Source organism: Actinomadura mexicana, from assembly GCF_900188105.1.
Taxonomy (GTDB): Bacteria; Actinomycetota; Actinomycetes; order Streptosporangiales; family Streptosporangiaceae; genus Spirillospora; species Spirillospora mexicana.
On record NZ_FZNP01000010.1, the window covers coordinates 264,659 to 276,642 of the forward strand.

The following is an 11,984-nucleotide window of genomic DNA, read 5'->3' on the forward strand; positions in this document are numbered from 1 at the left end:
CTGTCTACTGTTCTTGCGGAGGCACACCCCCTAGCGCAAGGAGACGCGGAAGCGATGGCGACGCCGACGACCGAGCAGGCCAAGGGCGCGGCCGGCCAGCTCACCATGTACACGACGTCCTGGTGCGGGTTCTGCCGGCGGCTGAAGAGCCAGCTGGCCCGCGACGGCATCCAGATGGTGGAGGTCGACATCGAGCGCGACCCCGAGGCCGCCGAGTTCGTGATGAAGGTCAACGGCGGCAACCAGACGGTCCCGACCCTGGTGTTCCCCGACGGCACGGCCGCGACCAACCCCAGCGCCAAGGAGGTCAAGCGCCGCCTCGCGCAGATCGCCGACGCGGGCTGAGACCCGAGGAGGAGGCCCGCCGGCCGTCCGGTCGGCGGGCCTCCCGCGTGCGCGATCCCCCCTAGAACGCCGGCATCTTGGGGAGTTCGCCGCCGTACCAGCGCATGATGAGCTGGGCGGCGATGGACAGCGGGCCCGGTGCGACGATCTCCCCCGCGTCGACGGCGGCGCGCAGCTCTTCGCGCGTGTACCAGGCGGCGTCCAGGATCTCCTCGGGGTCGGGGCGCAGCGGGAGGCCCCCGTCCGTCCGCGCGGTGAACCCGAGCATGAGGCTCTGCGGCAGCGGCCACGGCTGGCTGCCGAGGTAGCGGACGTCCCGGACGGGCAGCCCGACCTCCTCCTGCACCTCCCGCGCGACGGCCTGTTCGAGGGACTCGCCCGGCTCGACGAACCCGGCGAGGATCGAGCGGCGGTCGGCGGGCCACTGCGGGCCGCGGGCCAGCAGCACGCGGTCGGCCTCGTCCGTCACCAGCATGATCACGGCGGGGTCGACGCGCGGGAAGTGCTGCGAGCCGTCCTCGGGGCAGACGCGCACGTGCCCGGCGGACGCCACGCGCGTCCGGGCGCCGCACCGCGGGCAGTGCCGGTGGGTGCCGTGCCAGTGCTCCAGGGCGACGGCATGGGTGAGCAGGCCGGAGTCCTGGTCGCCGAGCAGGGCGCCGACGCCGCGGAGCCCCGCCGGCCGCGCCCCCTCGACGACGGGCAGCGGGCCGCTCACCCCGAAGTGGGCGACGCCGTCGCCGTCGACGCCGAGAAGCCACCGGTCGCCGTCCGGCGCCTGGTCCGGCGGGACGAGGACGAGCGCGGGAGCGGGCTCGAAGGTGACCGGCGACCGGCCTTCCTGGATGACCAGGACGCGCGTCCTGGGGTCCGCCCACGCCGCGTCCAGCCAGGCCTCGTCGCGCCGGTTCAGCGCGACGCGGTCGAGCGTGCCGCGCGCGAGCGCGAGCCACTCCAGCGGGGCGGCGGACGTCTCCTGCGGAGCAGGCGGACTGTCCAGCGGGGCGTCGGTCATCGTGCTCCTCTCCTGCGTGTTCAGCGCAGCGCGGCCGCGAGTTCTTCCCACAGGTACGCGGCGGTCTCGGCGCCCTTGAGCAGCAGCGGGATCTCGACCTTCTCGTTGGGGGCGTGGATGCGGTCGCCGTCCAGCCCGACCGCGACGAAGATCAGCGGCGCCTCCAGGATGTCGGCGAGGTCGGCCTCGGGACCGCTGCCGCCCTCGCGGGTGAACAGCACCTCGGTGCCGAACGCCCGCTCCATGGCGCGCCGCGCGGCCTTGACGCCGGGCGAGTCGATCGGCGAGAAGCAGGGCCGGACGCCGCCGCCCGAGACGCGGACCTCGGCCTCGACGCCGGGCGGCGCCTGCTCGGCGACCCACGCCCGGAACTGGTCCTGGACCCTGCGGGGGTCCTGCCCGGCGGCGAGCCGGAACGAGATCTTGGCGTGCGCCTCGCGGGGGACGATCGTCTTGCCGCCCGGGCCGGTGTGCCCGCCCCACATGCCGTTGATCTCGGCGGTCGGCCGGGCCCAGACGCGTTCGAGGGTCGTGTAGCCCTTCTCGCCGTGGGCGGCGCGGCTGTTCCCCGCGGTTCGCAGCCACTCGGCCTCGTCGAACGGCAGCCGGGCGAACAGCTCCCGCTCCTCGTCGCTCAGCGGGACGACGTCGTCGTAGAAGCCGGGGACGGCGACGCGGCCGTCGGCGTCGTGCAGGGCGGCGAGCAGCGAGGCCATCGCGTGCAGCGGGTTGGGGACGGCGCCGCCGAACGAGCCGGAGTGCAGGTCGCCGTCCGGGCCGCGCAGCGTGACCTCGGCGTCGGCGAGGCCGCGCATGCCGGTGCACATGGACGGCACGTCCGCCGACCACATGGTGGTGTCGCTGATGACGACGGCGTCGCAGGCGAGCCGGTCGCGGTGGGTGCGCAGCAGCTCGGCGAAGTGCACCGAGCCGGACTCCTCCTCGCCCTCGACCAGCAGCTTGACGGTGACGGGCGGGGACTGCCGCCCGGACGCGGCGAGCGCCGCGCGGATGCCGAGGGTGTGGAAGAACACCTGGCCCTTGTCGTCGGACGCGCCGCGCCCGATGAGCCGGTCGCCCTTCTCGACGGGCTTGAACGGGTCGGTCTCCCACTCCTCCAGCGGCTCGACCGGCTGGACGTCGTGGTGCCCGTAGACGACGACCGTCGGGGCCTGCGGGTCCTCGGCGGGCCATTCGGCGTACACCGCGGGCAGGCCGGGGGTCTCCCAGACCTCGACGGTGGGGAAGCCCTGCCCGCGCAGGTACTCGGCGAGCCATCCGGCGGAGGTGCGCACATCCTCGGCGTGGGCCGGGTCCCCGGAGATGGACGGGATCGCCAGCCACTCCTTGAGGTCGGCGACGAACCGGTCGCGGTCCGCCTGGATGTAGGCGACTACGTCGTTCACCTGCATGCCCCTTCGCATGTCGTAATGTCGGGCCGAGTGACCTCTGTCCGGGATCTCCGGACGTCCCGACTCCTCGGGTGTTCCCCGAGACTGGAGAATCACAGTAAGGGATCCCCTTGCCTCGATCGCGGGAGTGGCCTTGATCCTCATCGACCCGCCGCTGTGGCCCGCGCGGGGCCGCGTGTGGTCGCACATGGTCAGTGACGTGTCCTACGACGAACTGCACGTCTTCGCCGCGCGACTGGGGATGCCGCCGCGGGCGTTCGAGCGCGACCACTACGACGTCCCTTCGGAGCTCTATGAGGCGGCGCTGCTCCAGGGCGCCGAGGCGGTGGGCTGCCAGGAGCTGCTCCTGCGGCTGACCGGGGCGGGCCTGCGCCGCCGCAAGGCGTACCGGCCCCGGCCGGCTCCGGACGGCCGGCTGAGCGTCTAGGCGTTGAGGAGCAGGAGTTCCGTCCGCACGTTGCCGCGGGCGCGTTCCTCGAAGCGTTCGCGTGCGGCGGGCGTGTGGAAGAGCCGGGGCAGGGCCAGGAGGCCGTTGAGGACCTCGGCCCGTCCGGCGCGGAAGAACTCGTCGGGGACGAACGCGTACTCCTCGCGGACGGCGGCCGCGTAGGCGGCGTACCGCTCGGGCTCCGCGCCGAGGACGGCGAGGTCGGCGTCGCAGAGGACCTGCCCGTCGCGGTCGTCCTCCTCCGGCGCGTGCGTGGCGGTCAGCTCGACGAGCCGGACGACCCGGGCGACGACCGCGTCCGAGAGGTCGGTGTCGGCGAGCATGCGCGCGGCCAGGCGGGCGCTGCGCTCCTCGTTGTCGGCGCGCTCGGGGTCGTAGACGGCGTCGTGGAACCAGGCGGCGATCCGGACGGCGTCGGGGTGGTCGGCGTGCCCGGCCAGCTCGTCCACGAGGTCGAGCACCGCGGCGAGGTGCGCGCGGGTGTGGTAGCGGCGGTGCGGCTCCCCGTAGCGCTGGTCGAGCTCGGTCCCGATGTGGCGGGTGTGGGGTCCCGCCAGCGCCACCCACCGGTCGACAAGATCCATGGCGTCCATCCTGGCGGATCGCGGGACGGGCCGGGACACGCGGTGCCATCGTTCTTGCGTGCGGAGGGCGCCCCGGCCACTATGGTTGATCACTCCGAGTTAGGCAAGGCTTACCTCACTCACTGGAAGGGCCGGTCGTGGCCGCCTCTCTCTACCTGGTCGCCGGCAAGGCGACCGACTCGGTGACGCACGGATTCCTGCCCGCCGCCGCGCGCCTGGGCCTCGACGTCACGCTTCTCACCGACCGCCCATCCGCCCACGACGCCGGCGTGCCGGTGGTCGAGTGCGACGTCTCCGACTTCCGCGACATCATCGCGCGCGTCGAGGACACCGCCGCGCGCGGCGGGGGCGAGCCGGCGGCCGTCTTCTCCAACAGCGACTTCCTGCAGGCGCCCGCCGCCTTGGCCGCCGCGTACTTCGGCCTCCCCGCCAAGGACTGGCGGGCGGCGACCCGCGCGAAGAACAAGGCGCTCATGCGGCGGCACCTGGCGGCCCTCGACCCGGTCTTCTCGGCGGACGCGGGGCGGGTCCCGGCGGGCGCGCCGTATCCGCTCGTCGTCAAGCCGCGCGAAGGGGTGGCGAGCGAGGACGTGTTCCTCGTCCACGACGGCGTGGAACTGGCCGCCCGGGTGGAGGAGATCCGGGGCCGCCGCAGCGATCCGCTCGTCGCCGAGGAGTACCTGCCGGGCCGTCTCCACACGCTGGAGACGCTGGGCGACGGGCGGCGACTGCGGGTGCTGGGCTCGTTCCGCACGACGCTCTCGCCGCCGCCGTTCTTCGTGGAGGAGCGCCTTGAGTGGTCGCCCCCTCCCCCGGAGGCGGCGCAGGTCCTGCGGCAGTTGGAGGCGCTGGGCGTCGGCTTCGGGGCGTGCCACACCGAGTTCGTCGTCCATGAGGGGCGCGCCCGCGTCATCGAGGTCAACTACCGGCTGATCGGCGACCACTGCGACTTCCTGCTGGCCGACCTGCTGGGCGTGCCCCTGTTCGAGCAGATCCTGCGGGTCCATCTCGGGGCGGCCCTGCCGGGACGGCGGGTCCCCCCTCCTCGCCATGCCGTCGCCGAGCCGGTCATAGCCGATCGCTGCGGCACGCTCACCGCGGCTCCCGGCCCCTTGCAGATGGAGGACGGCCCGGTGCGGCTGGCGTACCGTCCCCAGCGCGCGGTGGGCGACACGGTCTCCCTCACCCGGACCAACCGCGACTACCTGGGTACCGTGCGCGCCATCGGCCCTGGCCCGGAGGAAGTGAACGCCGCCCTGGCGCGGTTCCGCGCGACCCACGACTGGACGATCGCGTGACAAGCGACGACGTCGAAGGCCCACTCGCGGCCCGTGTCCTGGACGCGTTGCTGAGGGAGGACTACGCGGGCCTGAGACGCCGCGTCCGGGGCAGCACCTTGGAGCTTCCGGGCCGTTCCGTGCGCCTTGTGGAAGCCCGCCCCGCCTTTCTTTCAGAGCTCGTCGTGGATCCTGGGCAGGGCCTGAGGCTGACCGACGTCTTCCATGCCGTCCGTCTGGTGGCCGACCCGCGTGACGACACGGCGTCCTTCGAGCGCGAGTGCCTTGAGACACTGGCGACCGTCCGACTGCACGGCGACGCGCGTCCGGCCGTCCACCGCCGGCTGGGACGCCTCCCGGCCGAGCTGCGGACGGGCCCCGGCACGTTCTACGAGACGCTGGCGGCCTACAACGACCACCCCGTGCACCCGACCGGCCGGAGCCGCTCCGGGCTGTCCCCGGCCGAGCTGAGCCGCTACGCGCCCGAGTTCGCGCCGTCGTTCCCGCTGCGCTGGGCGGCCGTGCGGAACGCGACGCGGGCCGGAACGCTCCCCGGATGGTGGCCCGCGGCGTCCGACGTGGGCCTGCGCCCGGACGGCGCGGCCGGGGCGCTGTTCCCCGTCCACCCGCTGGCGGCTCGGCAGGTCGGCTCCCAGCCCGGCGTCTCGCTCGCCTCCGATCCGTACTTGCAGGTCACGCCCACTCTGTCGATGCGGACGGTCGCGGCGGCGCCGCTCGACCATGTGAAGGTGCCGCTGCCGACGAGCACCCTCGGCCTCCGCAACCGGCGCACCATCGTGCCCGGCACCCTTCCGGACGGCGCGCTCGTCGAACGGATCCTGCGCCGGGTCCTTTCGCAGGAGCCTTCGCTTCCCGTCCTTCTCGCCGACGAACAGACCTACGGCCACGCCGACAACCCGCTTCTCGGCTATCTCGTGCGGCGCTTCCCGGCTGAGACTGCGCGCGCGCACATCGTCCCTGTGGCGGCCCTACTCGCCGAGGCGCCGGACCACGGCCACGTCATCGAGCGCTGGGACGTCGAAGCGCTCTTCGGCGCCTACCTGTCGGCGCTGCTCTCCTGGAACGTCACGCTGTTCCGGTACGGGATCGCGCTTGAGGCGCACCAGCAGAACGTGGCGCTCGTCTTGGACGAGTCTCCGCTCCGCCTCCTCATCAAGGACAACGACGGTGCGCTGATCGACCCGTCCCGCCTCCGGGAGCGCGTCCCGCCGTCCCCTGGCACGGACCCCCGCGATCTCGTCGACCACCGGATGACGACGTCCGATCCCGAAACCCTCGCCCGCGTCTTCGTCACCATCACCCTGCATCTCTGCGCCGCGGCGCCCGCCCTGGGCCTGGCCGAGCGGGGCCTGCTCCCCTGGCGGACCGGGCGCCGGATGATCCGCGAACGGCTCGACGGGGCGCTCGGGCCGGACGACGCGTTCCTGCGCGCCCGCACGCTCGACGCCGGCACCCTGCCGGGCAAGGCCATGGTCACCGCCGGGACCCTCGTCGACAAGGCGAGGACCGGCGCGGCCGACATCAACAAGCACTACGGCCCGCCGGGGCCCAACTACCTACTGGACACGACGTGCTGCTGACAGAACCGGCCGTCACGGCCGACGACGCCACCGCGACCGCGCTGCTCAACTGCCTGATCCGAGAGGTGTGCGGGCCCGAGCAGCAGGTCTGGCCGGACGGGGCCCGCCTCGTGTTCCGGCTGCCCCGCGCGGGGGTCGAGCTGCGCGCGGGACTGGTCCGTCCTCCAGTCGGGGCGACCTGCCGCCTGGCGCCGCCCTACGAGGAGCGCCGCGAGGACGAGTGGATACCGGCTCCGTGGGACAGGCTGGCGAACCTGGTCGCGGGTGAACTGGAGTTGGCGACCGGCTCCGCGAACGCGGAATTCCTCGTCCAGGTGGGCGACAGCCATGCCGCGCTCACCGCGATCCTCGCCGCCAGGGGTGAATCCGCTGCGGACTGCCCCATCGACTACATCGACTCAGAGCAGTCTCTTGTCGCGGGGCACCGTTTCCACCCGTCACCCAAGGCCCGCCAGGTTCCGCCGGACGAGTGGCTTCCGTACGCGCCTGAGACGAGGGCTCGGTTCCGCCCGTTGTGGCTGGCCGTGCCCGAAGGGCTCGTCGCTGAGGAAGGGGCCGCGGAGGCGTTCACGACCTTGGAGGCGCACGGCCCTCCGGTGCCGCCTGGACGTCGGTTGCTTCCCGTCCACCCTTGGCAGTTCTCCTTGCTGGCGGACAACCCCGTCTTGCAGAGGGCCCTGGCTACCGGCGCTCTGGTCAATCTCGGTCCGTCCGACATGGAGGCGGTGCCCACGTCGTCCGTCCGGACCGCGTACCTGCCGGGCGCCGATGTGTTCTGCAAGTTCAGCCTGGATGTCCGCATCACCAACTGCGTCCGCAAGAACGCCTGGTACGAACTGACCGGGGCGATGACGCTCGACGAGTTGCTGCCGCCCATCCTGGAGAAGCTGAACGCCACGTTCCTCAGAGAACCCGCCTACCGTAGCGTCGCCCTTCCTGACCGACGCCTGTATGAGGGCCTTGGAGTGATCCTGCGGCAGGGCATCAGGTCGCTTCCCGGCACACCTCTCCTTGCGGGCGCTCTGGCCGACCCCTACAACGCGCTCCTGTCCGACCTGCCCGCCCTCTCGTCCCCGGACGGCGCCCAAGCCTGGTGGGACGCATACGTAGCCCATGTGGCACCGCCCGTGCTGGGCTCCTATCTGGACCACGGCGTCGTCCTGGAGCCTCATCTGCAGAACGTCCTCGTCTGCGTCGACCCTGACGGCATGCCCGTCCATGCCGTGTTCCGCGACATGGAAGGCACCAAACTGACCGCCGGGCACTGGGACCTGTCGCACCTCCCCAGCCGCGTGGCCGAGGGCCTCACCTATGCGCCCGACAAGGGCTGGAACCGTGTCGTCTACTGCCTCCTCGTCAACCACCTCACCGAGATAGCCGCCGCCGTGGCCGACCTCCACCCGTCCTTGGACGAGACCCTCTGGCACGCGGCGCGCAAGCACTTCGCCGCCTATGACCGCCACCCGCAGGTAAGGGCTCTTCTGGCCGGTGTGCCGCTGCCCGCCAAGGCGAATCTCCGCACCCGCTGGTCACGGACGGCCGACCGCGGCGCGGCCTACGTCCCCGTCCCCAACCCGCTCGCCGCACCCAGACCGCTGTGAACGAGTTCGCGCTGAACCTCGACCGGTACCCGGCCTACGTCTACGACCTGCCCGGTCTCGAATCCCACGTCCGCGGCATACGCGCAGCGCTGCCGGACACGGAGGTCCTCTACGCCGCCAAAGCCAATCCGGACGCCGAGATCCTCCGGGCTCTCGCGCCCTACGTCGACGGCGTGGAGGTGTCGTCCGGCGGCGAACTCGCCCACGTCCGGAAGACCCTCCCCGGCAAGCCCGTGGCTTTCGGCGGACCCGGGAAAACGGCTGACGAACTGGCCTTGTCCCGCACGCTCAAGGCCGACCGGATCCATGTGGAAAGCCCGAACGAACTGGCCCGCCTGGCCGCCCTGGGGCCCGCCGACGTCCTGCTCCGCGCGAATCTGCCCGTGCACGTGCCGAACGCCGCCCTCACCATGAGCGGCCCTTTCGGCATGGACGAGGACACCCTCGGCCATTGCGCCCGCCTTCTGGCCGAGTATCCGAACCTCACCCTTCGAGGCGTCCACGCCCACCTGGCCTCCGGCCTGGACGCGCCGGTCATGCTCGACCTGGCCCACCAGATAGCAGAATGGGCGATCCCCTGGCTCCACTCACAAGGAGTCGACGACCCTGAGTTGAACGTGGGCGGCGGCATGGCGGTGGACTACACGGCCCCAGAATCCCGCTTCGACTGGCAGACCTACGGGACGGGCCTGAGCCGCATTCCAGCGAAAGTCCGCATAGAACCGGGACGGGCGATGACCGCCTACCACGGCTGGTACGTCACCGACGTCCTGGACGTGAAGACCACGCGCGGAGAGACCTACGCCATTCTCAGAGGCGGCACCCACCACCTGAGAACCCCCGTGACGAAGGGCCACGACCAGCCTTTCGAAGTTCTCACCGCGAACGGCTCGGAGCGTCGGGCCACCCTGGTGGGTCAGCTCTGCACGCCGAAGGACGTCTTCGCGCGGGACGTCCTCGTCCCGCCACTGGCGCCGGGCGACGTCGTCGCCTTCACCATGGCCGGGGCCTACGCCTGGAACATCTCCCACCACGACTTCCTGATGCACCCGAAACCGGCCTTCCACTATCGGCGGTGACCGGGCGCCGACGGTCAGTCGCGGGGGCTCCCGTACCAGCGCCATGACGTGACGCGCGGCTGGCCGGGAAGGTCTCCGCGACCGGTGGCCCACAGCAGGGTCGGCCAGGGGTCGGTGTCCTTCGGCGCACCGGGGAACAGGCGTCCCAGCACGCGTGCGCACAGGTCGGCGGGCGGGTCCCACGGCAGCCCGAGCCCGTCCGCCAGGTCGTGCATATGGACGAGGGTCTCGACGACCCCCATCGCGGCGAACCCCTCGGCGTCCGATGCGCCGAAGACATGGTGCGCCCGGACGTCCGGGGCCGTGCAGCGGACCACGGCGGCCAGCATCCCGCCGCACGCGTCGAGGACCTGCAGCAGCCCCGCGGGCCCGGCGCTCCTGTCCGCGTGGATCGCGTTGGCCGGCCCCCCGGACCGCCGGCTCTCCCAGACGAACGGCACCTCGCCGTCCGTCGGCGGCGTCCTCGGCGCGAGCTGGGCGGCGTAGGCGAACAGATCGTCGCTGAGATGCTCGACGGTCTCCCAGCAGTCCCATTCGAGCGACCCGGCCTTCCCGTCCCATGCCTCGGAGGGAGTCTCCCGCAGGGCGGCGACGGCCAGCTGAACGGCGAGGTCGAGATCGTCTGCGGTCACGGCGGAGGTCGGGTTCGGCATGGCCCGACGCTACTGGACGACCCCTGGCCGCCCGTCAGCCCATCGGCGCGGCGGTCCCGCTCACGCCGATGCCCGCGCCCCCCGCGGGGACGTCCACGAGCAGCCGGCTGGGACGGCCCATGTCCTCCCCCTGGTGGACCGTGAGCCGGGCCGGAGGGTCGACGAGGCCCAGCGAGCGCAGGTACCCGCCGAAGGCCGCCGCGGCGGCGCCGGTCGCCGGGTCCTCCACGACCCCGCCCGGCGGGAACGGGTCGCGCGCGTGGAAGACGGTCCCGCTCTCCCGCCAGACGAGGTGGACGGTCGTCCAGCCGCGGCGCGCCATGAGCTCGCCGAGGGCGTCGCGGTCGTAGTCGAGGTCGGCGAGCCGGGCGCGCGTCGACGCCGCCAGGACCAGGTGGTCGTTCCCCGCGTTGGCGATGCGCGGCGGCAGCTCCGGGTCGAGTTCCCCGGCCTCCCAGCGCAGCGCGCCCAGGGCCGCGGCGAGGTCGGCCTCCTCGACGGCCCGGACGGAGGGCGGGACGCTGGTGAGGGTGGCGAGGACGCGGCCGTCCGCCTCCCGGGTCTCGACCCCGACCTCGCCGGCCGCAGTGCTCAGCCGCAGGCTCCCCGTCCCCCGCCGCTCGGCCAGCGCGACGGCGGTCGCGATCGTGGCGTGCCCGCAGAAGGCGACCTCGGCCAGCGGGCTGAAGTAGCGGATCGCGAACCGCTCGGGCGCGCCTCCCTCGTCCACGAGGAAGGCCGTCTCGGAGAACCCGATCTCGGCCGCGATCTCCTGCATCCTCGCGGCCCCCATGCCCCGGGCGTCCAGGACGACCCCGGCCGGGTTGCCGCCCTCGCCGTCCACGTCGAAGGCGGTGTACCGGAGTGCTTGTGCGATGTCGCTCATGCGGGCAGTCTGCTCCAGCGGCTACCATCGCGTCCAACGATGGATATTGATGGAGGGCATCGGATCACTCGATGGACACGCGCCTGCTCACCACCTTCCTCGCGGTCCTGCGCACCGGCGCGATGACCGCCGCCGCGGCGGAGCTCGGCTTCGTGCAGTCCACGGTCACCGCGCACGTCCAGGCGCTGGAGCGCCTCGCCGGGACGCCGCTGCTCGACCGCCGCCCCGGCGGCGTCTCCCCCACCCGCGCCGGTTCGCTGCTCGCCGAGCACGCCCGGGGAGTCCTCGACCTCCAGGAGCGGATGCTCGCCGAGGTCACCGCCGCCGGCACCGAGCCGTCAGGCCCCGTGCGGCTCAGGGCCCCGGAGTCCGTGTGCGCCTACTGGCTCGCGCCCCTCCTGCCCCGGTTGCGGGCGCGGCTCCCCGACGTGACCATCTCGCTGTCCCCCGCCGACACGCGGACCGCGCTCACCGCGCTCGCCGACCGCCGCGCCGACGTGGCCCTCGTCCTCGCCCCCTCGCCGGACCTGTCCGGCGTGGGCCTGGTCGACCTCGGCGCCCAGGCCCTGTCACTCGTCGCGGCGGCGTCCACGCCCCTCCCCGGGGACCGTCCCCTGACCCCGGCGGAGCTGGCCGCGACCGGCGTCCTCCTCCTGGAGGAGGGCTGCTCCTACAGCGACGAGGTCGCCGCCCTGGTCACCGCCGCCGACCCCACGGCGAGCCCGCCCCGCTTCGGAGGCATCGAGACGGTGAAGCGCTGCGCGGCGGCGGGCCTCGGCGTGGCGCTGCTGCCCACGGTCGCGGTCGCCGACGAACTCGCCGCCGGCGCGCTCGCCGAACTGACCCCGCCCGCCGGCCTGTCCCGGCACCACCTGTGGCTCGCCGAGCCGTCCTCCCGCTGGCGCTCCCCCGCCGTCCGCGCCGTCCGCACCGCCCTGATCGACTCGATCACCCGCACGCCGCCGTGAATCTCCCCTGGGGACACTGACCATCGGCGCCGCCTACGCCGATCGTTACCCGTCGCTTGGCGGCGCCTTTGCTCGACCGAAAAGCCGGGTATGCCGGACGGCGGGAGGCGGAGTC

General features: G+C 73.1%; 12 protein-coding genes. 7 read left to right on the forward strand and 5 right to left on the reverse strand.

Annotation, left to right across the window (positions count from 1 at the left end):
• The first annotated feature begins 54 nt into the window (after positions 1–54).
• A complete protein-coding gene (locus CHC11_RS26040; RefSeq protein ID WP_089314431.1) occupies positions 55–345 on the forward strand; it encodes a mycoredoxin in 291 nt (96 codons plus the stop codon).
• A 61-nt stretch (positions 346–406) separates the two neighbouring features.
• Here CHC11_RS26040 and nudC read toward each other — a convergent pair whose 3' ends face one another.
• A complete protein-coding gene (gene nudC, locus CHC11_RS26045; protein WP_089314432.1) occupies positions 407–1,360 on the reverse strand; it encodes an NAD(+) diphosphatase in 954 nt (317 codons plus the stop codon).
• Positions 1,361–1,380: 20 nt separating this feature from the next.
• Positions 1,381–2,766: a dipeptidase gene (locus tag CHC11_RS26050; protein WP_245919771.1), complete on the reverse strand. Its 1,386-nt coding sequence runs from the start codon at positions 2,764–2,766 to the stop codon at positions 1,381–1,383.
• Positions 2,767–2,905: 139 nt separating this feature from the next.
• Here CHC11_RS26050 and CHC11_RS26055 point away from each other — a divergent pair, with 139 nt between their 5' ends.
• Positions 2,906–3,199, forward strand: coding sequence for a DUF4031 domain-containing protein (locus CHC11_RS26055; RefSeq protein ID WP_089314536.1), 294 nt, complete (start codon positions 2,906–2,908; stop codon positions 3,197–3,199).
• Here CHC11_RS26055 and CHC11_RS26060 read toward each other — a convergent pair.
• A complete protein-coding gene (locus CHC11_RS26060) occupies positions 3,196–3,804 on the reverse strand; it encodes an HD domain-containing protein (RefSeq protein WP_089314434.1) in 609 nt (202 codons plus the stop codon). The genes CHC11_RS26055 and CHC11_RS26060 overlap by 4 nt on opposite strands.
• A 137-nt stretch (positions 3,805–3,941) precedes the next feature.
• On the opposite strand from CHC11_RS26060, the gene CHC11_RS26065 reads away from it, so the two are divergent.
• The 4 genes from CHC11_RS26065 (at position 3,942) to CHC11_RS26080 (ending at position 9,362) form a co-directional block, all read left to right on the forward strand.
• Positions 3,942–5,102: an ATP-grasp domain-containing protein gene (locus CHC11_RS26065; protein WP_089314435.1), complete on the forward strand. Its 1,161-nt coding sequence runs from the start codon at positions 3,942–3,944 to the stop codon at positions 5,100–5,102.
• 164 nt (positions 5,103–5,266) lie between these two features.
• On the forward strand, positions 5,267–6,682 hold the full coding sequence (locus CHC11_RS26070; protein ID WP_245919773.1) for an IucA/IucC family protein: 1,416 nt from the start codon (positions 5,267–5,269) through the stop codon (positions 6,680–6,682).
• A complete protein-coding gene (locus CHC11_RS26075; RefSeq protein ID WP_089314437.1) occupies positions 6,673–8,283 on the forward strand; it encodes an IucA/IucC family protein in 1,611 nt (536 codons plus the stop codon). The genes CHC11_RS26070 and CHC11_RS26075 overlap by 10 nt, the downstream gene beginning before the upstream one ends.
• Positions 8,280–9,362, forward strand: a complete 1,083-nt coding sequence (locus CHC11_RS26080; protein WP_179278998.1) for an alanine racemase — start codon at positions 8,280–8,282, stop codon at positions 9,360–9,362. Before CHC11_RS26075 ends, CHC11_RS26080 begins: the two co-directional genes overlap by 4 nt.
• Positions 9,363–9,376: 14 nt before the next feature.
• Here CHC11_RS26080 and CHC11_RS26085 read toward each other — a convergent pair whose 3' ends face one another.
• Positions 9,377–10,015 (reverse strand): hypothetical protein, encoded by a 639-nt coding sequence (locus tag CHC11_RS26085; protein ID WP_089314439.1) that lies wholly within the window; start codon positions 10,013–10,015, stop codon positions 9,377–9,379.
• A gap of 34 nt (positions 10,016–10,049) precedes the next feature.
• The gene (locus tag CHC11_RS26090) at positions 10,050–10,901 is read right to left on the reverse strand and encodes a PhzF family phenazine biosynthesis protein (RefSeq protein ID WP_089314440.1); all 852 of its coding nucleotides are present in this window, start codon (positions 10,899–10,901) and stop codon (positions 10,050–10,052) included.
• A 71-nt stretch (positions 10,902–10,972) separates the two neighbouring features.
• Between CHC11_RS26090 and CHC11_RS26095 the strand changes: the two genes are divergently transcribed.
• A complete protein-coding gene (locus tag CHC11_RS26095) occupies positions 10,973–11,869 on the forward strand; it encodes a LysR family transcriptional regulator (RefSeq protein WP_089314441.1) in 897 nt (298 codons plus the stop codon).
• The last annotated feature ends 115 nt before the right edge of the window (positions 11,870–11,984 follow it).

Coding starts and splice junctions, on each gene's coding strand:
- CHC11_RS26095 (WP_089314441.1), top strand. CDS start 10,973: ATGGACACGCGCCTGCTCACCACCTTCCTCGCGGTCCTGCGCACCGGC.
- nudC (WP_089314432.1), bottom strand. CDS start 1,360: ATGACCGACGCCCCGCTGGACAGTCCGCCTGCTCCGCAGGAGACGTCC.
- CHC11_RS26090 (WP_089314440.1), bottom strand. CDS start 10,901: ATGAGCGACATCGCACAAGCACTCCGGTACACCGCCTTCGACGTGGAC.
- CHC11_RS26060 (WP_089314434.1), bottom strand. CDS start 3,804: ATGGATCTTGTCGACCGGTGGGTGGCGCTGGCGGGACCCCACACCCGC.
- CHC11_RS26085 (WP_089314439.1), bottom strand. CDS start 10,015: ATGCCGAACCCGACCTCCGCCGTGACCGCAGACGATCTCGACCTCGCC.
- CHC11_RS26040 (WP_089314431.1), top strand. CDS start 55: ATGGCGACGCCGACGACCGAGCAGGCCAAGGGCGCGGCCGGCCAGCTC.